Annotated in this window: 17 protein-coding genes; 14 read left to right on the top strand and 3 right to left on the bottom strand. The window is 67.5% G+C overall.

Annotated elements, in window-relative coordinates:
• Nucleotides 1-53 precede the first annotated feature (53 nt).
• From miaB to mdoH, 6 genes are all read left to right on the top strand, one after another.
• The gene (miaB, locus tag RZE77_RS04485) at nucleotides 54-1,418 is read left to right on the top strand and encodes a tRNA (N6-isopentenyl adenosine(37)-C2)-methylthiotransferase MiaB (protein ID WP_319440866.1); all 1,365 of its coding nucleotides are present in this window, start codon (nucleotides 54-56) and stop codon (nucleotides 1,416-1,418) included.
• Complete coding sequence (locus tag RZE77_RS04480; RefSeq protein WP_319440865.1) at nucleotides 1,418-2,845, top strand: sensor histidine kinase; 1,428 nt, start codon at nucleotides 1,418-1,420, stop codon at nucleotides 2,843-2,845. The genes miaB and RZE77_RS04480 overlap by 1 nt, the downstream gene beginning before the upstream one ends.
• 114 nt (nucleotides 2,846-2,959) lie before the next feature.
• Nucleotides 2,960-3,571, top strand: coding sequence for a hypothetical protein (locus tag RZE77_RS04475; protein ID WP_319429742.1), 612 nt, complete (start codon nucleotides 2,960-2,962; stop codon nucleotides 3,569-3,571).
• A 34-nt stretch (nucleotides 3,572-3,605) separates the two neighbouring features.
• Nucleotides 3,606-4,994 (top strand): sigma 54-interacting transcriptional regulator, encoded by a 1,389-nt coding sequence (locus RZE77_RS04470; RefSeq protein ID WP_319429740.1) that lies wholly within the window; start codon nucleotides 3,606-3,608, stop codon nucleotides 4,992-4,994.
• A gap of 193 nt (nucleotides 4,995-5,187) precedes the next feature.
• Nucleotides 5,188-5,391, top strand: coding sequence for a hypothetical protein (locus RZE77_RS04465; RefSeq protein ID WP_012746113.1), 204 nt, complete (start codon nucleotides 5,188-5,190; stop codon nucleotides 5,389-5,391).
• 7 nt (nucleotides 5,392-5,398) lie between these two features.
• Nucleotides 5,399-7,414: a glucans biosynthesis glucosyltransferase MdoH gene (mdoH, locus tag RZE77_RS04460; RefSeq protein WP_319440864.1), complete on the top strand. Its 2,016-nt coding sequence runs from the start codon at nucleotides 5,399-5,401 to the stop codon at nucleotides 7,412-7,414.
• Between the two features lie 91 nt (nucleotides 7,415-7,505).
• On the opposite strand, the gene ffh is transcribed toward mdoH, so the two are convergent.
• Nucleotides 7,506-8,894, bottom strand: coding sequence for a signal recognition particle protein (gene ffh, locus RZE77_RS04455; RefSeq protein WP_012746111.1), 1,389 nt, complete (start codon nucleotides 8,892-8,894; stop codon nucleotides 7,506-7,508).
• A 191-nt stretch (nucleotides 8,895-9,085) separates the two neighbouring features.
• On the opposite strand from ffh, the gene RZE77_RS04450 reads away from it, so the two are divergent.
• The 8 genes from RZE77_RS04450 (at nucleotide 9,086) to RZE77_RS04415 (ending at nucleotide 19,406) form a co-directional block, all read left to right on the top strand.
• Complete coding sequence (locus RZE77_RS04450) at nucleotides 9,086-9,895, top strand: cytochrome C assembly family protein (protein WP_319440863.1); 810 nt, start codon at nucleotides 9,086-9,088, stop codon at nucleotides 9,893-9,895.
• Nucleotides 9,892-10,152 carry a PP0621 family protein gene (locus RZE77_RS04445; RefSeq protein WP_319429730.1) on the top strand — a complete coding sequence of 87 codons (261 nt, stop codon included), beginning with the start codon at nucleotides 9,892-9,894 and terminating at the stop codon, nucleotides 10,150-10,152. The genes RZE77_RS04450 and RZE77_RS04445 overlap by 4 nt, the downstream gene beginning before the upstream one ends.
• A 43-nt stretch (nucleotides 10,153-10,195) precedes the next feature.
• Complete coding sequence (locus RZE77_RS04440; RefSeq protein ID WP_319440862.1) at nucleotides 10,196-11,896, top strand: two-component system sensor histidine kinase NtrB; 1,701 nt, start codon at nucleotides 10,196-10,198, stop codon at nucleotides 11,894-11,896.
• Nucleotides 11,897-11,921: 25 nt separating this feature from the next.
• Nucleotides 11,922-13,469, top strand: a complete 1,548-nt coding sequence (locus RZE77_RS04435; RefSeq protein ID WP_319442303.1) for a sigma-54-dependent transcriptional regulator — start codon at nucleotides 11,922-11,924, stop codon at nucleotides 13,467-13,469.
• Nucleotides 13,456-14,064 (top strand): 1,6-anhydro-N-acetylmuramyl-L-alanine amidase AmpD, encoded by a 609-nt coding sequence (ampD, locus tag RZE77_RS04430; RefSeq protein WP_319440861.1) that lies wholly within the window; start codon nucleotides 13,456-13,458, stop codon nucleotides 14,062-14,064. Before RZE77_RS04435 ends, ampD begins: the two co-directional genes overlap by 14 nt.
• Nucleotides 14,065-14,414: 350 nt before the next feature.
• Entirely contained in the window at nucleotides 14,415-17,330 is a 2,916-nt protein-coding gene (locus RZE77_RS04425) for a ribonucleoside-diphosphate reductase subunit alpha (RefSeq protein ID WP_319440860.1), read from the top strand.
• Between the two features lie 178 nt (nucleotides 17,331-17,508).
• Nucleotides 17,509-18,681: a ribonucleotide-diphosphate reductase subunit beta gene (locus tag RZE77_RS04420; RefSeq protein ID WP_319440859.1), complete on the top strand. Its 1,173-nt coding sequence runs from the start codon at nucleotides 17,509-17,511 to the stop codon at nucleotides 18,679-18,681.
• A gap of 200 nt (nucleotides 18,682-18,881) precedes the next feature.
• Nucleotides 18,882-19,406 (top strand): histone H1-like DNA-binding protein, encoded by a 525-nt coding sequence (locus tag RZE77_RS04415; protein WP_012746103.1) that lies wholly within the window; start codon nucleotides 18,882-18,884, stop codon nucleotides 19,404-19,406.
• 82 nt (nucleotides 19,407-19,488) lie between these two features.
• Here the strand turns inward: RZE77_RS04415 and RZE77_RS04410 are convergent, their stop codons facing one another.
• Both RZE77_RS04410 and RZE77_RS04405 read right to left on the bottom strand, forming a co-directional pair.
• Nucleotides 19,489-20,391 carry a carbohydrate kinase family protein gene (locus tag RZE77_RS04410; RefSeq protein WP_319440858.1) on the bottom strand — a complete coding sequence of 301 codons (903 nt, stop codon included), beginning with the start codon at nucleotides 20,389-20,391 and terminating at the stop codon, nucleotides 19,489-19,491.
• 57 nt (nucleotides 20,392-20,448) lie between these two features.
• Nucleotides 20,449-21,798, bottom strand: a complete 1,350-nt coding sequence (locus tag RZE77_RS04405; protein WP_319440857.1) for a zinc-ribbon and DUF3426 domain-containing protein — start codon at nucleotides 21,796-21,798, stop codon at nucleotides 20,449-20,451.
• Nucleotides 21,799-21,841 lie beyond the last annotated feature (43 nt).

The raw sequence follows: 21,841 nt of genomic DNA, 5'->3' as shown, positions 1-21,841 counted from the left end.
GACACGACCGTCCTGCATCGGCCCTCCGGCAAGGAGGGCCAGGAAAGCACCCCATGAGCAAAAAAGTATTTATCAAGACCTTCGGCTGCCAGATGAACGAGTACGACTCGGACAAGATGGCCGACGTGCTGAACGCCGCCCAAGGCTACGAGCCGACGCAGAACGTGGACGAGGCCGACCTGATCCTGTTCAACACCTGCTCGGTGCGCGAGAAGGCGCAGGAGAAGGTGTTCAGCGACCTCGGCCGCGTGAAGCACCTGAAGGCCAAGGGCGTGAAGATCGGCGTGGGCGGCTGCGTGGCGAGCCAGGAGGGCGAGGCCATCATCGCGCGCGCGCCCTACGTCGACATCGTGTTCGGCCCGCAGACGCTGCACCGCCTGCCCGAGATGCTGAACGACCGCGAGCGCCTGGACCGCCCGCAGGTCGACATCAGCTTTCCCGAGATCGAAAAGTTCGACCACCTGCCGCCCGCGCGCGTCGAGGGCGCCACGGCGTTCGTCTCGATCATGGAGGGCTGCTCCAAGTACTGCAGCTATTGCGTGGTGCCCTACACCCGCGGCGAGGAAGTGAACCGCCCGCTCGACGACGTGCTGGTGGAGATTGCCGGCCTGGCCGACCAGGGCGTGCGCGAAGTCACGCTGCTGGGGCAGAACGTGAACGCCTACCGCGGCCGCATGGGAGACACGGCCGAGATCGCCGACTTCGCGCTGCTCATCGAATACGTCGCCGAGATCCCCGGCATCGAGCGCATCCGCTACACCACCAGCCACCCCAACGAATTCACGCCGCGGCTGATCGAGGCCTACGCCAAGGTGCCGCAGCTGGTGAGCCACCTGCACCTGCCGGTGCAGCACGGCAGCGACCGCATCCTGATGGCCATGAAGCGCGGCTACACCGCCATGGAATACAAGAGCACGGTGCGCAAGCTGCGCGCCATCCGGCCCGAACTCGCGCTCTCCAGCGACTTCATCGTCGGCTTCCCGGGCGAGACCGACGAAGACTTCGCCAAGATGATGAAGCTGATCGACGACTGCCAGTTCGACAACAGCTTCAGCTTCATCTTCAGCCCGCGCCCCGGCACGCCTGCCGCGGCGCTGCACGACGACACGCCCCATGCGGTGAAGCTGGCCCGCCTGCAGACGCTGCAGCGCGTGATCGACGGCAACGTGCGCCGCTTCGGCGATGCGCTGGTCGGCACCACGCAGCGCGTGCTGGTCGAAGGGGCTTCCCGCAAGGACGCGAACGAGCTGATGGGCCGCACCGCCTGCAACCGCGTGGTCAACTTCGAAGGCGACGCGCGCCTGGTCGGGCAGATGGCCGAGCTGCGCATCACGCGCTCGCTGGCCTATACGCTGCGCGGCGAAGTGGCCACGCGCGAGTCGTCGACGGTGCCGGTTCGCGCCGCGCTCGCCGCCTGATGGCGAAGCGGCCGTCGAAACGGGGCTCGTTCCAGCAGCTCCTGCTTTTCGCGTTCCTGCTGATCACCGCCCTCCTGGTGGGCGTGGCGCTGCGCTCGGTGTTCCAGTACGACGCGCTCATGACCCAGAGCCGCGATGCGGCGGCCCGCGCGCTGCGGCTCTCGGGCGCGGCCCAGTCGCTGGCCGAGCGCAGTGCCGCCATGGAGCGCGCCGGCCGCCAGTCGCTGGTGCTGAACGACGCCGTGCTGCGCCGCCGCTTCGACGACGCCGCGCGCGAAGCGCACCAGGTGCTCGAACGGCTCGAGAGGAACGGCCTCGCACCTTCGGGCATCGAACTCTGGCGCGCCCAGCTCGGCGTGATCGAGGGGCTCATGAGCGGCAGCGCCGACAGCGCGCTCTCGCGCGAAAGCGGCATGGCCATGCAGTTCCGCGAGCTCGATTCACTGAACACGAACCTTGCGCAGCAGGCCCAGTTCCTGATCGAGCTGCAGAACGACGCGCTGGCCAAGCGCATCGAGAATGCGCGCCGCCGGCTGATGCGCGAAGTGGTGGCCGCCAGCATCCTGGCGGTGTCGCTGGCGCTGGCTTTCGGCATCTGGCTCGCGCGCCCTTTCAAGCGGCTCGAGCACGCCATCGTCGGGCTCGGCCAGAACCGGCTCGACGAACCCATCGACATCCGCGGCCCGGCCGACGTGCGGCGCCTGTCGCAGCAACTCGAGTGGCTGCGCCTGCGGCTGACCGAGCTCGACGCCGACAAGGCACGCTTCCTGCGCCACGTCTCGCACGAACTCAAGACACCGCTGGCGGCGCTGCGCGAAGGCGTCTCGCTGCTCGAAGACGGCGTGACGGGTCCGCTCAATCCGGCCCAGCTCGAAGTGGCGCAGATCCTGAACCAGAACACCGTTTCGCTGCAGGGGCAGATCGAGGCGCTGCTGCGCTTCAATGCCGCCGCCTTCGAGGCGCGCGAGCTGCGCCGCGAACGCACCGACCTGCTGCCGCTGGTCGAGGAGCAGATCGAGGCGCAGCGCCTGCAATGGCAGGCCCATGGCCTGCGCGTCCATGCCGAGGGCGAGTCGCTCACGCTGCCGGTGGACCGCGCCAAGCTCGGCACGGCGGTGGCCAACCTGCTGTCCAACGCCATCCGGTATTCGGCGCGCGGCGGTGTGATTTCGATCGTGGTGTCCGGCACGCCGACCACGGCGTGCATCGATATCAACGACGCCGGCCCGGGTATTGCCGAGGGCGACCGGGACCGGATTTTCGAGCCCTTCTACAGGGGCGAGCGCCAGCCCGAGCATGCCGTCAAGGGCACGGGCATCGGCCTTTCGATCGTGCAGGAGTACATTGCTGCCCATGGGGGCCGCATCACCCTGCTGCCAGAGGGGCCCGGCGCGCGCTTTCGCATCGAACTGCCGCGCACGGCCTGAACCCACCGCGAAGCCCCCGGGCATCCACCTGAAAACAACTACCGCCTCTTGCCTTTTCTTCAATCCATGCTTTTTCCGTTCGTCCGCAGTTCGACCCTGTCCGGGGCGGTGGCCATGCCTTTCGTCCTGCTGCTGGCCGCCTGCGCGACGCAGCCCGCACCACCCGCCGAAGCCGAGGCGCTGCCGCCGCCGCCCGCCGTGCCGCGCGTGATGCCGGTCGAGGCCGAGCCCAAGGCGCCCGCCACGCAGCCCGCCTCGCTCTTCACGCTGATGACCCAGGGCCCGGTCGCGGCCATGCTGGCCTATGCCGACAAGGTCCGTCCGCTGGGCGGCGCCGAGTTGGCCGCCGAAATCACCCGCGCCGGCGATCCGGGCGATTCGCCCAGTGCGCAGATGCAGCTCGCGCTGCTGCTCGCGCAGACCCGCGTGCCGGCCGACCTGGCACGCGCGCTGGGCCTGATGCAGCGCGTGATCTCCAACCCCTCGCCCGAGGCGCAGCCCCTGCAGCCGCTGGCACGCACACTGGCCGCGCGCTACGTGGAACAGCGCCGCGTCGAGGAAGACCGCGACAAGCAGGCGCAGCAGGTGCGCGAAAGCCAGCGCCGCATCGACCAGCTGAACGACCGCATCGAGGCGCTGCGTGCCATCGAGCGCAGCTTCGCACGGCCCAACAACGTGCCGGCGCCGACCCTGCCTCCGCCCGGCGGCACCAGGCCCAATCCATGAACAGCAGCCGGCGATTGCCCAAGGAGCCCCATCGATGAGCACGACCGGCGCGCGCCTGCTGGTGGTCGACGACGACCCGGACATGCTGCGGCTGCTCTCGATGCGGCTGAGCTCGGCCGGCTACCAGGTCACGGCCGTGACCTCGGCCGAAACCGCGCTCACGCAGCTCGAGATCGAGCACCCGCAGCTGGTGCTCAGCGACGTGCGGCTGCCCGGCCGCGACGGGCTCCAGCTGTTCGACGAGATCCGCAAGCGCCACCCCTCGCTGCCCGTGATCCTGCTCACCGCCCACGGCACCATTCCCGATGCGGTCGAGGCCACGGCGCGCGGCGTGTTCACCTACCTCACCAAGCCCTACGACGGGCGCGAACTGCTCGACAAGATCGCGCAGGCGCTGGCGCTGGGCGCACCCGCCAGCACGCCCGCCAAGGCCGGCGACGAAAGCTGGCGCGCCGAGATCGTGAGCCGCAGCAACCGCATGTCCGAGCTGCTGGCCGAGGCGCGCATGGTCGCCAAGTCCGACGCCTCGGTGCTGCTGCGCGGCGACAGCGGCGCCGGCAAGGAACTGCTGGCGCGCGCCATCCACCGCGCCAGCGCCCGCGCCGACAAGCCCTTCGTGGCCGTCAATTGCGGCGCCATCCCCGAGGCGCTGCTCGAATCGGAACTGTTCGGCCACATGAAGGGCGCGTTCACCGACGCCCACGCCAACCACAAGGGCCTGTTCCAGCAGGCCGACGGCGGCACGCTGCTGCTCGACGAAATCGGGGACATGCCGCCCGCCCTGCAGGTCAAGCTGCTGCGCGTGCTGCAGGAGCGCGCCGTGCGCCCGCTGGGTGCCAGCCAGTCGATCGAGGTCGACGTGCGCATCATCTCGGCCACCCACCGCGACCTGGACGTCGCCATGGAAGCCGGCCAGTTCCGCGAAGACCTCTATTACCGGCTCAACGTGGTCACGCTCACGCTGCCGCCGCTGTCGGCCCGGCGCGAGGACATTCCGCTCCTGGCCAACCACTTCCTGCAGAAGCTCTCGACCAAGTACGGCAAGCGGCTGTCCGGCTTCGCGCCCGAGGCGCTCAAGGCGCTGGCCACCGCGGCCTGGCCCGGCAATGTGCGCCAGCTCTACAACGTGGTGGAACAGGTCTGTGCGCTGTCGAGCTCGCCGCTGATCCCGCTGGCGCTGGTACAGCGCGCGCTGCGCGTGCCCACGGTCGAGGTCCAGACCTATGCCGAGGCCAAGCAGCGCTTCGAGCGCGACTACCTCGTCGGGCTGCTCAAGCTGACCGACGGCAACGTGGCCGACGCCGCCCGGCTGGCCGACCGCAACCGCACCGAGTTCTACCGGCTGCTGCAGAAGCACGAACTCACGCCGGGCCACTTCAAGGCCGACGCTGTCGCTCCCGGCAGCGAGCCTGTCGCCGACTAGCGACGCCCCTAAGTCGTTGATTTAAAAGGCCATCTTCCACCAGCCCCCCAGGCTTGTCGGGATTCGGCGACAAAAACACGGGTTTCGGGGCCTTCCAAACGGCTCCAACCCCGAAAATCGCATTCAGATCGCCCTAAGTCATTGATCTGAAAGCTTTTTTCCAGCCTGGCACAGGGTTTGCCCCTGTACAGGCATGACAGCACTCACCAGCCCATCTTTCGCACTGCGCCAGCAGCGCGACGGCCTGCGTCAAAAGCAGTTTTCCCCCGTGCGGCCCCGTGCCGCCGGTCATTCGGTGGCCGCGCTCGCAAGCGCAGGCGGCGCCGAACCGGATTGCGTGATCAAGCGCTTTCCTGCCATTGGCGACACCCCTTCCCTCGACAAGCAACGTTGGTAAATCACACATGAAGCCAAACGACTTCTCCCAACTGAACGTGCTGACCGAAGCCGACTTTTCGCACCGCAGCCCGGTGCGCGAAGAACGCCACCCCAATTCCGTGACCGCTCCGCCGGTCAACCGCGGCTCCATGGCGCCCCGCCCCTGGCGCGGCTTCTGGAACAGCCTCGGCACGGCCCTGCTGGTCAAGCTCGGCGCCGGCGGCAAGCCGGAGGGCCAGACCGCCGAAGCCGGCGCCCAGGTCAAGCAACCCTGGCAGCGCGCCGCGGCCCAGCGCCGCTTCGCCTTCATGGCGCTCACGCTTCTGAGCACCGTGATCGCGTCCGCGCTGTTTGCCGGCGTGCAGCCCGACTACGACAACGTCTGGCTCGAATACGGCCAGATCGGCCTGTACGGCCTGCTCTCGGGCTGGGTCGTCACCGGCTTCGTGACCGCGCTCATGGGCTTCTATGTCTCGGTGCGCGGTGACAAGCACGCGCTCTCGGTCAAGCAGGTGGCCCACCACCCGATGAACCCCGAGGCACGCACCGCAATCATCATGCCGATCTGCAACGAAGACGTTGCCACGGTGTTCGCCGGCCTGCGCGCCACCTGCGAATCGGTTGCGGCCACCGGCCACGCCAAGCAGTTCGACGTGTTCGTGCTGTCCGACAGCTACTCGCCCGAAACCGCCGCCGCCGAGCGCGCCGCGTGGGAAGACCTGCGCGCCGCGCTGGCCGACAGCCCCAACCAGCCGCAGGTCGAGGTGTACTACCGCCTGCGCACCCGCCGCACGCACCGCAAGGCCGGCAACGTGGCCGACTTCTGCCGCCGCTGGGGCAAGGACTACCGCTACATGGTCGTGCTCGACGCCGACTCCGTGATGAGCGGCGACTGCCTGACCTCGATGGTCAAGCTGATGGAAGCCAACCCGACCGCCGGCATCATCCAGACCGCCACGCAGGCCATCGGCCACGTGACGCTGCATGCCCGCGCGCAGCAATTCGCCTCCCGCGTGACGGGCCGCCTGTTCACGCTGGGCATGCAGTTCTGGCAACTGGGCGAATCGCACTACTGGGGCCACAACGCGATCATCCGCGTCGAGCCCTTCATGAAGCACTGCGCGCTGGCCCCCATCAAGGGCACCGGCGGCATGTCGGGCGGCATCATGTCGCACGACTTCGTCGAAGCTGCGCTGATGCGCCGCGCCGGCTACAACGTGTGGCTCTGCGCCGACCTGGTCGGCAGCTACGAGCAGCAGCCGCCGGACCTGCTGGCCGAACTGCAGCGCGACCGCCGCTGGTGCCAGGGCAACCTGCAGAACGCCCGCCTGATGGCCGAGCCCGGCATCCACCCGGTGCACCGCGCGATGTTCGTGACCGGCACCATGGCCTACGTCTCGGCGCCGCTGTGGCTCGCATTCCTGACGCTCGGCACCGCGCTGTGGCTGAGCGGCTCGAGCCTGATCTCCAGCTGGAGCGTGCTGCCGGCGGAACTGGCCGGCCTGTGGGTCTGGACCCTGTGCCTGTTGTTCCTGCCCCGCCTGCTCGGCATTGCAGCCGTGCTGATGCGCGGCGAGCAGCGCCAGTACGGCGGCCTGTGGGGCCTGGTGAAGAGCTCGGTGCTCGAAAGCGGCCTGGCCATCGTGCAGGCGCCGGTTCGCATGCTGGCCCACTCGCTGTTCGTGCTGGTCGCCCTCACCGGCATCAAGCTCGACTGGAAGTCGCCCCCGCGCGAAGCCGCTGCCGTGCCGTGGAAGGTCGCCGTGACGCAGCTCGCTCCCATGAGTGTGGTGGTCGGCGCACTGGCCCTGGGCGTCGCAATGATCGATCCGAGCGCGCTGATCTGGCTCATGCCGGTGGGCCTGCCGCTGCTGCTGGCCATTCCGCTCACCGTGCTGACCAGCCAGATCGCGCTGGGCACCTCGCTGCGCGACCGCGGCTTCCTGCTGATCCCCGAGGAATCGCGTTCGCCGGCCGTGCTGCGCCGCGCCTGGATGCATGCGCTGCGCCTGGCGCGCCCTGCGGCGCTGGCGACGGCCTGATGCGCAAGCTCCACCGCAAACAAGAAAGCCGGCCACGAGGCCGGCTTTTTTATTGCGCGGCTGCCGGAGCAGCAGCCATCGCTCTATTTAATTAGAACGGCAGCTTCGGGCCGCCGGGGCCACCCATGCCGCCCATCCCCTTCATGCCGCCCATCTTCTTCATCATCTTCATGAGGCCGCCGCCCTTCATCTTCTTCATCATGCCCTGCATCTGCTCGAACTCGTTGAGCAGGCGGTTCACTTCCTGAACCTGCACGCCTGCGCCGGCCGCGATGCGGCGCTTGCGCGTGGCCTTGAGTAGCTCGGGCTTGCGGCGCTCCAGCGGCGTCATGCTCTGGATGATGCCTTCCTTGCGGCGGATGTCGCGCTCGGCGCGGGTCATGTCGGCTTCGGTGGCCTTGGCGGCCATCTGCTGCGGCAGCTTGTCCATCAGGCTGGAGAGGCCGCCCATCTGCTTCATCTGCTGCAGCTGGCCGAGGAAGTCGTTCAAGTCGAAGCCCGCGCCGCTCTTGACCTTGGCCGCGAGCTTCTGCGCCGCCGCCACGTCGACGCCGGCCGTGACCTGCTCGACCAGCGCGACGATGTCGCCCATGCCGAGGATGCGGCCCGCGTGGCGCTCGGCATCGAACACCTCGAGGCCGTCGATCTTCTCGCTGGTGCCTGCGAACTTGATCGGCACGCCCGTCACCTGCCGCACCGACAGCGCCGCACCGCCGCGCGAATCGCCGTCGGTCTTGGTCAGGATGATGCCGGTGAGCGGCAGCGCTTCCTTGAAGGCCTTGGCAGTGTTGATCGCATCCTGGCCCTGCATCGCGTCGACCACGAACAGCGTTTCGACCGGATCGAGCGCGCCGTGCAGCTGCTTGATTTCGGTCATCAGCACTTCGTCGATCGCCAGGCGGCCTGCCGTGTCGACCAGCAGCACGTCGAAGAAATGGCGCTTGGCGTGGTCGAGCGCGGCGCGTGCGATGTCGAGCGGCTTCTGGTCCGGCGTGCTCGGGAACCATTCGGCGCCGGCCTGCTTGGTGACCATCTTGAGCTGCTCGATGGCGGCGGGCCGGTAGACGTCGCCCGACACCGTGAGCACTTTTTTCTTGCGCTTCTCGATCAGGTGCTTGGCCAGCTTGGCGGTGGTGGTGGTCTTGCCCGCGCCCTGCAGGCCGGCCATGAGGATCACGGCGGGCGGCTGCGCCGCAAGGTTGATGTCCGACACGCCCTCGCCCATGGTGGCGGCGAGTTCGCGGTTGACGATGCCGACCAGCGCCTGGCCCGGCTTGAGCGAGCCCAGCACTTCCTGGCCGAGCGACTTTTCCTTCACCCGGGCGACGAAATCGCGCACCACGGGCAGCGCCACGTCGGCTTCGAGCAGGGCCATGCGCACTTCGCGCAGCATGTCCTGCACGTTGCTTTCGGTGATGCGCGCCTGGCCGCTCATCGTCTTGACGAGGCGGGAGAACTTTTCTGTGAGGGCGGTGGCCATGAGCGGGATGCCTTGTCACCCGCTGCGGCGGGCTATTGGAAAGTCGGAAAGTCGTGAACGGAATCGGCGGCCTACTGCCCCTTTCGCGAGACACCGAGGAACCGGCTTTGCCGGGCCTCTGGTGTCGCCCCGGTGAGGGGGTTGGCGCTGCGACACGTAGTGCGCAAGCCTGGGGGAGATAAACTCTACGCATGATTTTAGCGATCCCCTCCCCACTTGCCGTGGCGCTGGGCATCGCCACCGCGGCTGCCTACGGATTTGCCGCTGCCGCGGGTGCCCGGCTGAGCCGCAAAGCCACTCAGTGGGCCCTCGGGCTGGCGTGGCTTCTGCATGCCGCCGTGCTGGGCCATGGCCTCATCGGCAGCGAACCGAAATTCGGCTTCGCGCCGGCGCTTTCGGTCACCGCCTGGCTAGTGCTCACGGTCTATGCGGTCGAAAGCCGCATGTACCCGCAACTCAAGGTGCGCCGCGCGCTGGCCTGGCTGGGTGCGGCCGCCGTGCTGCTGGCCATTCTCTTTCCCGGCACGCCGCTGCATGTGTCGGCATCGCCCTGGCTGCCGCTGCACCTGGCGCTGGGCATTGCCTCGTATGGCCTGTTCGGCGCCGCGGTGGTCCATGCCTGGCTGATCACGCGGGCCGAAAAGCAGATCCGCCTTGCCACCGAACCGCAAGGCGGCGTGCCGCTGCTCACGCTCGAGCGGCTCACCTTCCGGTTCGTGATGGCCGGCTTCGTGCTGCTTTCCGCCACGCTGCTCGCGGGCCTGCTGTTCAGCGAAACGCTGTACGGCGCAAGCGTGCGCGGCTGGAAGTGGGACCACAAGACGGTGTTCTCGGTGCTCGCCTGGATGAGTTTTGCCGTGCTGCTGATCGGCCGGGTCCGCTTCGGATGGCGCGGCCGCACGGCGCGGCGGGTGCTGTATGCCGGCTCCGCCCTGCTGCTGCTGTCCTACGTGGGCTCGCGCTTCGTGCTCGAAGTGGTGCTGGCGCGCGGCGCGACATGAAATACCTGCTCGTTCTCGCGGTGCTCTGGGTGGCGATCTGGCTCTGGCGCAAGAATCGCCGCGAGGAAATGCGCGAAACCCTGCGCGAAGAGGCGGCGCGCGCCGCCAAGCGTCCGCCCGCCGCGCCGGCTTCGCCGCAAGCCATGCTGCGCTGCGCCCATTGCGGCTTGCACCTGCCTGCGAGCGATGCGATCTCGGGACCGGGCGACGCGGTCTACTGCAGTGCTGCGCACCGCCAGGCCGCCGAGCGCGGCTGAGCGGGCGCTGTAGCGCGATGAGCACAGCGCCAAGGGTGCACCCGTGAGTTCTTCCCCGTGGTCGCGCGGCGACCCCGCCACCGACTGGAGCACGCTCGAGCCGGGGCGCGGCGAAAGCGCCGCGCTGCTGCGGCTGTGGCGCGGCTTCATGGCGGCGCGCTGCTTCGTCGCGCTGGTGCTCGTGCTGCTGCAAGGCGTGGCCATGGCGCTCGGCCAGACGGTGCAGCCGCTGGCCGTGGCGCTTTCGGCCGGCTACCTGGCCGCCACCTGGCTGGGCGCCCGCTACGCGCATTTCACGCCGCCGATCCGGGCCTTCGGCATGCTGTGGTTCCTCACCATCGGCATCGACCTGGGCACCTTCACCGCGCTGCAGGTGCTCCAGGGCGGCAGCATCAACTACACGCCGCTGTTCGCGCTGCCGGTGCTCATGAGCGCGGTGCTGGGCACGGTGACGGTGGGCCTGGGCACCACCGCCACGGTCACGCTGCTGCTGCTCGCCGATGCCGGCTGGCACTGGCTGTTGCAGCAGCCCGGCGATTCCTCCACCCGCTTCGTGCAGGCGGCGCTCACCGGCACAGGGCTCTTCGTGGTGGCCCTGCTGGCGCACGAGCTGGCGCGCCGGCTGGCCCGCGAGGAAGAAACCGCGCTGCGCAACCGCAGCAGCGCGCAGATGCAGGCGCAGGTCAACGACCTGGTGATCGAGACGCTGAGCGAAGGCGTGCTGGTGATCGACGCCGAAGGCATGGTGCATGCGGCCAATCCGGCGGCCGACGCGATCCTCGGCCAGGGGCTGGCCCGGCTCGGCCTGCCGTTCGCGCTGCATGCGCAGCCCGCCTGGCATGCGCTGGCGGCGCTGGCACGCCAGACCTTTGCGCGCCGCGCACCGCAAAGCGAGGAGATTCCGGTGGCGCAGGCGCGCGGCGCCGCGCGCGAGGTGCGCGTGCGCACGCGGCTCACGCCCACCAGCAGCCGGCACGTCGACAGCCTTTGCGTGATGTTCCTGCAGGACCTGCGCGAACTCGAGGCCCGCATCCGCACCGAGAAGCTGGCCGCGATGGGCCGCATGTCGGCCGCCGTGGCGCACGAGATCCGCAATCCGCTCGCGGCCATCACGCAGGCCAGCGCGCTGCTCGCCGAAGACCTCACCGACCCCGCGCACCGCAAGCTGACCAGCATGGTGCAGCACAACGCGCAGCGGCTCGCGCGCATCGTGGACGACGTGCTCGACGTCTCGCGCGCGCGCCAGCAGCGCGTGCTCTCGCTCGGCGAGCAGGTCGTGCTCGATCCCGCCGTGCAGGCGCTGGCCGAAGAGTGGGTGCGCCAGACGCGGCGCCAGGGCGTGCTGGTCGCGCTGGATGCCGCCGATGCCGAGGTGCGCTTCGACGTCGAGCACCTGCGCCGGCTGCTCGTGAACCTGCTGGACAATGCGGCGCGCTACGCGAGCAGCCGGGCGGGCGCGATCCAGGTCGTCACCACCACGCAGCGCGGCAGTTCCGGCCGCCCCAGCCTGCAGGTGTGGAGCGACGGCGCGCCGCTGGAGCCGGCGGTGCAGCGCCACCTGTTCGAACCTTTTTTCTCATCCGAGAGCCGCTCCAGCGGACTCGGCCTCTTCCTGTGCCGCGAGCTGTGCCGGCGCCACGGCGCCACCATCGGCTACGAGCGGCGCGCGCTCGTGGCGGGCGGCCCCGAGGGCAATGAATTCTTCGTCAGTTTCGCGCCGAGCGAAAACCGGCTGACACAATAGCGCCGTGAGCACTCCCCATCCTTCCATGCAGCGCCCGGCCAACATCCTGGTCATCGATGACGAGCCCGACCTGCGCACGCTGTACGAACTGACCCTGCTGCGCGAAGGCTATCGCGTCGAGGCCGCCGGCAGCGTTTCGGAAGCCTGGCAGCACCTGGAGGCCGGGCAGTTCGATGCGGTGATCACCGACATGCGGCTGCCCGATGGGCAGGGCATGGAAATCATCCACCGCATCCAGAAGAACCAGCGCAGCGAGCGCTGCGTGGTGATGACGGCCTACGGCTCCGCCGAGAATGCGGTCGAGGCGCTGAAGGCCGGCGCCTTCGACTATCTGACCAAGCCGGTCGACCTGAAGCAGTTCCGCGCCGTGGTCGCGTCCGCGGTGCAGGCGCAGCAGGCAGCGCCGGCCAAGGCTTGGCAGGCGGCGCCCGCAGGCCAGCCGCGCGCCGACACACCCGCCGTTCCGGACAGCGGCGTTGCTGCGCTCGACCGGCTGGTGGGCGACTCGGAGCCGATGCGCCTGGTCAAGTCGCGCATCGCCAAGGTGGCGCGCGGCATGGCGCCGGTGCTGGTGCGCGGCGAATCGGGCACCGGCAAGGAACTGGTGGCGCGCGCCGTGCATGCCTGCAGCCAGCGCAGCGAGGGCCCGTTCGTCGCGGTCAACTGCGGCGCCATTCCCGAGAACCTGCTCGAGGCCGAGTTCTTCGGCGCCCGCAAGGGCTCCTACACCGGCTCGTCGCAAGACCGCGACGGCTACTTCCAGGCCGCGCGCGGCGGCACGCTCTTTCTCGATGAAATCGGCGACCTGCCGCTGGCGATGCAGTCCAAGCTGTTGCGCGCGATCCAGGAGCGCAGCGTGCGCTCCATCGGCTCGACGCAGGAAGACGCGGTCGACGTGCGCATCGTGAGCGCCACGCACAAGGACCTTCATGCCGAAGTCCAGGCCGGCCGCTTCCGGCAGGACCTGTTCTACCGGCTCAACGTGATCGAGATCGCGGTGCCCGCGCTGCGCGACCGGCGCGAGGACCTGCCCGCACTTTGCGCCGCGCTGCTCGCGCGCATTGCGCAGGACGGCGGGCTGCCGGTGCCGCATCTTTCCGCCGAACTGCTGCGCCGCCTTGCCCAGCACCGGCTCGACGGCAACGTGCGGGAGCTCGAGAACCTGCTGCACCGCGCAGTGGCGCTCAACGACGGCGACGAACTGCACCTGGACCTGATGGCGCCGAGGCCGGGCGCCGCCGAGGCGCCGGCCGAGACGGCCATTGCCGAACCCGCGCCTTCTTCTGCTTCGGCGCCCGGTAGCGAAGCGCCTGCGGCGCCCGCTGCGCTCGCCGTGGCCGTTGCGGAACCCAAGTCCCCGCCGCCCGCCCTTCCCTCCGACCTGCAGGCCTACCTCGATCAGCAGGAGCGCGAGATCCTCGTGCGCGCGCTGCACGAAAGCGGCTTCAATCGAACGGCCGCCGCCGCGCGGCTCGGCATGAGCCTGCGCCAGATCCGCTACCGCATCGCGCGGCTGGGCATCACCACGCCCGGCGGCGACGAAGGTGCCAGCACCAGCCATGCCGACGACTGAGGCACATCCGCTGAACGACGACGGGCTCTGGCACGCCGGCTGGTACCGCTTTGCCAAGGCGCTGCACTCGCCGAATTTCGGACCCCGGCCCGCCGGCGCGCAGACCGACCTGATCGTGCTGCACTCCATCAGCCTGCCGCCTGGCGAATACGGCGGCGAGGCCGTGCAGCAGCTCTTCACCAACCAGCTCGACTGGGATGCGCACCCCTACTTCCAGTCGATTCGCGGCCTTGCGGTTTCCTCGCATTTCTATGTGCGGCGCAACGGCGAACTCTGGCAGTTCGTGAGCTGCGACGAGCGCGCCTGGCATGCCGGCGTGTCGTCGTGGCGCGGCCGCGATAACTGCAACGACGACTCCATCGGCATCGAGCTCGAAGGCCTCGAAGGCCAGCCGTTCGAAGAGGCGCAGTACGAGACGCTGGCCAGCCTCTGCCCCGCCGTCGCGCAGCACTATGCCATCGCGCACATCGCCGGCCACGAGCACATCGCACCGGGCCGAAAACAGGACCCGGGCGCCGGCTTCGATTGGCAATTGCTGCGCGGGCACCTCGGCTGGAGTCCACACATGTTTCCTCCGCAGGTGGTGCAGCGCTAATTTTTTCAATCGCGCGGCGACTCGCGATGCGCCGGTGCCGCGGCGCAGCAATGAGAAAATTGCAGCGGCTGCATGCAGCAACCATGCGGCCTGCAAGCCCAAATCGGCCTGCAAGCCACGCCCCATGCGGGTTGCGACAACATAGGCCAGTATTCATGCGGCATCGACGGCCGTGACCTAGGCCGAAAGAAATATCGGCAAGGGTTGTATCCACTGGAAAACGCTACATCTAGTGGGTTGTACACCCCTCAGACCCTAGATATAGTGTCCTCCGTCCGGTCAACAACGCCGGCGCGACGCCCAACCAAGGCGTTGCCATCCAACAAGAATTGCCAACCGAGAGGAAGCGAATGCAAACAGCCCTGAACACCCCATCGACCTCGCGTGCCGTTCCCTCCACGCCCACGCAGCAGCAGCGCGACACCGCTGGCTCGCCTGCCGGACAGAACCTCGCGCACTACCAGATCATCCGCCGCAACGGCGCCGTGGTTCCCTTCGAACCCAACAAGATCGCCATCGCGATGATGAAAGCCTTCCTGGCCGTGCACGGCACCCAGGGCGCGGCTTCGGCCAGCGTGCGCGAAACCGTCGACGCGCTCACGCAGGGCGTGATCCGCGCCATGGTGCGTTCGCGTCCGGGCGGCGGCACCTTCCACATCGAAGACGTGCAGGACCAGGTCGAACTCGGCCTGATGCGCGGCGGCCACCACGAGATCGCGCGCGCCTACGTGCTCTACCGCGAGCGCCGCACGCAGGAGCGTTCCAAGCAGGTCGAGCAGGAAGCGCCCGCCACGCCCACGCTGCACGTGCTGGACAACGGCGAACGCGTCGCGCTCGACCTGAACCAGCTCAAGGGCCTGATCGAGTCGGCCTGCGAAAACCTGGGCGACAGCATCACCGCCGCGCCGATCGTCGCCGAGACCATGCGCAACCTGTACGACGGCGTGCCGCTCGACGAGGTCTACAAGGCCTCGATCCTGGCGGCCCGCACGCTGATCGAGAAAGACCCCGACTACACCTTCGCGACCGCCCGCCTGCTGCTGCATACGATCTTCAAGGAGATCATCGGCCGCGAAGTGATGCCCGCCGAGCGCGCCACCGCCTACGCCGACTACTTTCCGCAGTTCATCAAGAAGGGCGTCGAGAACGACCTGCTCGACGAGAAGCTGCTGCAGTACGACCTGCCGCGCCTGGGCGCCGCGCTCAAGGCCGAACGCGACAACCAGTTCGACTACCTCGGCCTGCAAACGCTGTACGACCGCTACTTCCTGCACGTGCGCAAGTCGCGCATCGAACTGCCGCAGGCCTTCTTCATGCGCGTGGCCATGGGCCTGTCGCTCGGCGAGATCGATCGCGAAGCCCGCGCCATCGAGTTCTACGAGGTGCTGTCGTCCTTCGACTTCATGTCGAGCACGCCCACCCTGTTCAACGCCGGCACGCTGCGCTCGCAGCTGTCCAGCTGCTACCTGACCACCGTGCCCGACGACCTCGACGGCATCTACGAGTCGATCAAGGAAAACGCCCTGCTCTCGAAGTTCGCGGGCGGCCTGGGCAACGACTGGACCCGCGTGCGCGCGCTCGGCAGCCACATCAAGGGCACCAACGGCGAATCGCAGGGCGTCGTGCCCTTCCTCAAGGTGGTCAACGACACGGCCGTGGCGGTGAACCAGGGCGGCAAGCGCAAGGGCGCCGTCTGCACCTACCTCGAAACCTGGCACCTCGACATCGAGGAGTTCCTGGAACTGCGCAAGAACACCGGCGACGACCGCCGCCGCACGCACGACATGAACACCGCCAACTGGATTCCCGACCTCTTCATGCGCCGCGTGATGGAAAAGGGCACCTGGACGCTGTTCTCGCCGTCGAACGTGCCCGACCTGCACGACCTGTTCGGCGCCGACTTCGAGAAGGCGTATGTCGCCTACGAAGAAAAGGCCGCGCGCGGCGAGATCAAGCCCGCGCGCACCATCCAGGCCTCGGACCTGTGGCGCAAGATGCTCACGATGCTGTTCGAGACCGGCCATCCGTGGATCACGTTCAAGGACGCCTGCAACGTGCGCTCGCCGCAGCAGCACGCCGGCGTGGTGCACTCGTCGAACCTGTGCACCGAGATCACGCTGAACACCAGCGACACCGAAACCGCCGTCTGCAACCTGGGTTCGGTGAACCTGCTGCAGCACCTGAAGGACGGCAAGGTCGACCAGGAAAAGCTCAAGCGCACCATCGCGACCGCGATGCGCATGCTCGACAACGTGATCGACATCAACTACTACGCCGTGAAGAAGGCGCGCGACTCGAACCTGCGCCACCGCCCGGTCGGCCTGGGCCTGATGGGCTTCCAGGACGCGCTGTACGAACTGCGCATTCCCTACGCTTCGCAGGAAGCCGTGCAATTCGCCGACGAGTCGATGGAAGCCATCTGCTACCACGCCTACTGGGCCTCGACCGAGCTGGCCCGCGAACGCGGCAAGTACTCTAGCTACAAGGGCTCGCTGTGGGACAAGGGCATCCTGCCGATCGACACGCTCGACCTGCTCGAAAAGGCCCGCGGCGGCTACGTCGAGGTCGACCGCTCGTCCACCCTCGACTGGGAGGCCCTGCGCCAGAAGATCAAGGCCGACGGCATGCGCAATTCCAACTGCGTGGCCATCGCCCCGACCGCGACCATCTCGAACATCATCGGCGTCGACGCTTCCATCGAGCCCTGCTTCGGCAACCTCTCGGTCAAGTCGAACCTGTCGGGCGAATTCACCGTCATCAACCACTACTTGGTGCGCGACCTGAAGCGCCTGGGCCTGTGGGACGACGTCATGGTGATGGACCTGAAGCACTTCGACGGTTCGCTGCGCCCGATCGACCGCGTGCCGCAGGACGTGAAGGCGCTCTACGCCACCGCGTTCGAAGTCGAAACCACCTGGCTGGTCGAAGCCGCCTCGCGCCGCCAGAAGTGGATCGACCAGGCGCAGTCGCTCAACATCTACATGGCCGGCGCATCGGGCAAGAAGCTCGACGACACCTACAAGCTCGCATGGCTGCGCGGCCTGAAGACCACCTACTACCTGCGCACGCAGAGCGCGACGCACGCCGAGAAATCCACCGTGCAGTCGGGCCGCCTCAACGCGGTGTCGTCGGGCAGCGATGCAGCTTCGGGCATGAGCGCACTCGAAGCCGCGGCAGCCGCAGCGAAGGCGCAGATGAGTGCGATGCCTGCCACCGACATCGCGTTCTGCGGCGTCGACGATCCGACTTGCGAAGCGTGCCAATGACGCGCGAGTGATGCGAGAGAGGTGCATGCACGACGCGCGAACTCTCAGTCGATCACGGCATCGACTGACATCGCGCGATGCATGAGAGCAACATAACAACCACATAAATGGAGCGCGACGTGAACGAGCACTTTGCAACTCACATCGTTGCTCCGATAATTGAGCATTGGATTTTTCTATGTTGACCTGGGACGAAGAAGTCAAGCCCTCCTTATCAAAGGATATGCAACAAGGATTGCAGCAACACCACGCATCGACCAGCGGCCTGTCCGCAGGCCGACCGGTGGATGCTCCGACTTCGTCGATTGCACAACCCACGGCGCCCGCCGCGGCGCAGCGCGTCAAGGCTTCCGACAAGCGCATCATCAACGGCCAGACCGACGTCAACCAGCTGGTGCCGTTCAAGTACAAGTGGGCCTGGGAAAAATACCTCGCCACCTGCGCCAACCACTGGATGCCGCAGGAAGTGAACATGACGCGCGACATCGCGCTCTGGAAAGACCCGAACGGCCTGACCGAAGACGAGCGCCGCATCGTCAAGCGCAACCTCGGCTTCTTCGTGACCGCCGACTCGCTGGCCGCCAACAACATCGTGCTGGGCACCTACCGCCACATCACGGCGCCCGAATGCCGCCAGTTCCTGCTGCGCCAGGCGTTCGAGGAAGCGATCCACACGCACGCCTACCAGTACATCGTCGAGTCGCTCGGCCTGGACGAGAGCGAGATCTTCAACGCCTACAACGAAGTGCCGTCGATCCGCGAGAAGGACCAGTTCCTGATCCCGTTCATCGACGCCATCAGCGACCCGCTCTTCAAGACCGGCACGCACGAAACCGACCAGACGCTGCTCAAGTCGCTGATCGTGTTCGCCTGCCTGATGGAAGGCCTCTTCTTCTACGTCGGCTTCACGCAGATCCTCGCGCTGGGCCGCCAGAACAAGATGACCGGCGCCGCCGAACAGTACCAGTACATCCTGCGCGACGAGTCGATGCACTGCAATTTCGGCATCGACCTGATCAACCAGCTCAAGCTCGAGAACCCCGGCCTCTGGACCCCCGAGTTCAAGGCCGAGATCAAGGCCCTCTTCATGAAGGCCGTCGAGCTCGAGTACAAATACGCCGAAGACACCATGCCGCGCGGCGTGCTCGGCATGAACGCCTCCATGTTCAAGGGCTACCTGCGCTACATCGCCAACCGGCGTGCGCAGCAGATCGGCCTCGAAACGCTCTTCCCGAACGAGGAAAACCCGTTCCCCTGGATGAGCGAAATGATTGACCTGAAGAAAGAGCGCAATTTCTTCGAAACCCGCGTGATCGAATACCAGTCGGGTGGTGCGCTCTCCTGGGATTGAATCGAATCTTTCGACAAGAATTAATGAATTCAAGAATTGCCCTTGCCACCGATCGCGCCGAAGAGCGCGGCATGGACGAGGGCTCAGGCGTTCATGGTGCTGGAGCTCAGATTCCAACGCCATGGATCGCTTCACGCTACCAACGTGCGTGGAGTGCTTCAATAGGTTGATTTTTTCAACTTGATCAAGGAGAAATAGAAATGGCAACTGCAAAGAAAGCGCCGGCTAAGAAAGCCGCTGCAAAGAAGGCTCCGGCAAAGAAGGTCGCGGCCGCTAAGAAGGCTCCCGCCAAGAAGGTAGCTGCGAAGAAGGCTCCGGCCAAGAAGGTCGCAGCGAAGAAGGTAGCCGCCAAGAAGGCGCCTGCGAAGAAGGTAGCCGCCAAGAAGGCAGCTCCGGCAAAGAAGGCCGCTGCCAAGAAGGCTCCGGCGAAGAAGGCCGCAGCGAAGAAGGCTCCTGCCAAGAAGGCGGCGGCGAAGAAGGCTCCGGCAAAGAAGGCTGCTGCCAAGAAGGCCCCTGCGAAGAAGGCTGCCGCCAAGAAGGCTCCTGCCAAAAAGGCTGCGGCCAAGAAAGCCGCGAAAAAGCCCGCTGCCAAGCCTGCCGCTGCTGCCAAGAAGCCTGCTGCGAAGAAGGCTGCCAAGGCTCCTGCCGTAGCGCCTGCTCCTGCTGCGCAAACGACGCTGAACCCCCAGGCAGCCTGGCCGTTTCCGACGGCCAGCAAGCCCTGAGTCTGCTCAGCGGCCTTGACGGCAAAAAACCCGGCACCTCACGGTGCCGGGTTTTTTTTATGGGCGCCTGCCAGCGGGCGGCTCAGAGGCCCAGCGCCTTCAGGTCGATCTGGTAGTTCTGCGGCCCGCGCTGCGCGATCTTGAGCGCGCCGATGCGGTTGCCGAGCGCCGCGCACTGCGCGAGCGGCCATTCCTTTTCGAGGCCGAACAGCAGCGCGCCGCGCCAGGCATCACCGCAACCGGTGGGCTCGACCACCGCCGTCGGCGTCACGCCCGGCACATGCTCGCGTTCGCCGTCGATCCAGACCTCGCAGCCTTCGGCCGCCAGCGTGACGACCAGGCCGCGCACGCGCTTCGAAATCTCGGCCAGGCTCCAGCCGGTGCGCTGCGACAGCATCTTGCCTTCGTAGTCGTTGACGACGACCCAGCTCGCCAGGTCGACGAAGTGCCTGAGCGCCTCGCCGTCGAACATCGGCAGACCCTGGCCCGGATCGAACACGAACGGAATGCCGGCCGCGGCGAGCTGCTCTGCGTGCTGCAGCATTGCCTCGCGGCCGTCGGGCGCGATGATGCCGACGCGGATGTCTTCGCGCGCGGCGATCTTCGTGAGGTGCGCCTGCTGCATCGCGCCGGGGTGGAACGCGGTGATCTGGTTGTTGTCGACGTCGTTCATGATCATCGCCTGCGCGGTGAAGGTGTCGTCGATCTGGCGCACGAACTCGGTGCTGATGCCCAGCATGCGCATGCGCTCCAGGTAGTCGGCACCGTCGCTGCCGAGCGCGGCCATCGGCAGCGCGGTGCCGCCCAGCGCATTGAGGCTGTAGGCGATGTTGCCGGCACAGCCGCCGAAGTCACGCCGCAGGCCCGGCACCAGGAACGACACATTGAGGATGTGCAGTTGGTCCGGAAGGATCTGGTCGGCGAACCGGCCCTCGAAGGTCATGATGGTATCGAACGCGAGGGAACCGCAAATCACTGCTGCCATGGGTGAGCCGTTGGGTAGGAATGGGTGGATGAATGAAAAGGCGGGCGCGAGCCAGGCCTAAGGATAGAACGCTTCGACGCGGTAGCCTGCAATGGGCGGCAGCGTGGCCGCTTCCGTTGCCGACAGGCTCAGCGGCAATGACGCGGTCTGGTCGGAGCGTGCCGCAAGCACCGCCGGTGCGCCATAGTCCGCGGCCATCAACACGCGGCGCACCACGGCGCGCTCCTGCGTGTCGAGCAGCGAAAGCTCGACGGCCGGCATGGCGAGGGGAACGGCCGCGCCATTGCGCAACGTGAAGCTGAGCCGGTAGTCGTTGTTGCCGGTTTTTTCGCGCGCGAAGGCCGCGCCCTCGATCACGATGTCGCCGATCTGCCGCAGCGCGGTGAGCTCGCAGCCGGCCACGCTGCACAGCGCTGCGAATGCGGGACGCAGGTTCGGCTGGCGCGCGACGATGCCGTCGCGTTCGTGGCGCAGGACCTGCACGAAGAGCAGCAGGACGGCGAGCACGGCCAGCAGCCAGAGCCAGCGCCGCACCCCAGGCCGCTGCCAGACACCCGCGGCGCCACGGCCCAAGTTCTCGTTGCCATCGGAAAAAGGAAGCCGCTCCGAATCTTCCACGTCGTCGCGGACCGACGGCTGAGGCGAAGGAAGCAGGCCCGGCTCGGGCTCGCTCGCCTCCCGCACCATCGAGGCCGACATCTTTGCGGCGGCGCGCTCGTCGCGCGCCTTGGCGCTCGCGATCTTGGCCGACTTGATGCGGGCCCGGCGCAGCGCCTTTTGCATCTGCACCTGGTCGCGGTCTTGTTCGGGCGCGTGCTTTTCGTCTTCCTCGCTGGCCGTTGCCGCCATCTCGCGCGCCTTGAGGCGCAGGGCCGGCAACGGCGGTGCGGGCGGGGGTGGCGGCGAAGGCGGGGCCGCCAGGTTCAGGTCGATGTTCGGAAACGGCGGCAGCGAACTCGCCGGCGGGCGCCATTCGGGCTCGTTGGCTTCGAAGTCGGTCCACAGCTCGTCGGCGACGATGCCGTGCGCCGGCAAGGCGAAGGTGGGTGCAGGCGCGGGAGCAGGTGTTGGTGCAGGCGCGGGCTCCGGTGCCGGCAGCAGCTCGGCCTCGGAAGGCGCAGCCCCCGGCGGTTCGCGGTCCTCGGGTTCGTCGTCGAAGAAATCCGCGTCTTCGATCGCATCGGAGGAGGACGGCGGCTCGGTCGATGCGGCAGGTGCCGATGCCGGTGCCGATGGAGATGCAGCACTCGCAGCCGTCGGGCCATCGGGTGCCTCGTGCAGGTCGAGCGTGGCGTCGAACACGTGGCTGCAGCGTCCGCAGCGCACCCAGCCATCCGAAATGCGAAGCTGGTCGCGCACCACCTTGAAGGTGGTGGCACAGGCGGGACAGCGCGTGACGAGGCTCATGACGGGGCGATTGTAGGGTTGGGCCCTTGCCGCACCGGTGGGA

Source organism: Variovorax sp. SPNA7 (assembly GCF_033807855.1).
In the GTDB taxonomy this organism is placed as follows: Bacteria; Pseudomonadota; Gammaproteobacteria; order Burkholderiales; family Burkholderiaceae_C; genus Variovorax; species Variovorax beijingensis.
The sequence above is the reverse complement of the archived record's forward strand: the minus strand, read 5'-3'. Positions and strand labels throughout refer to the sequence as shown.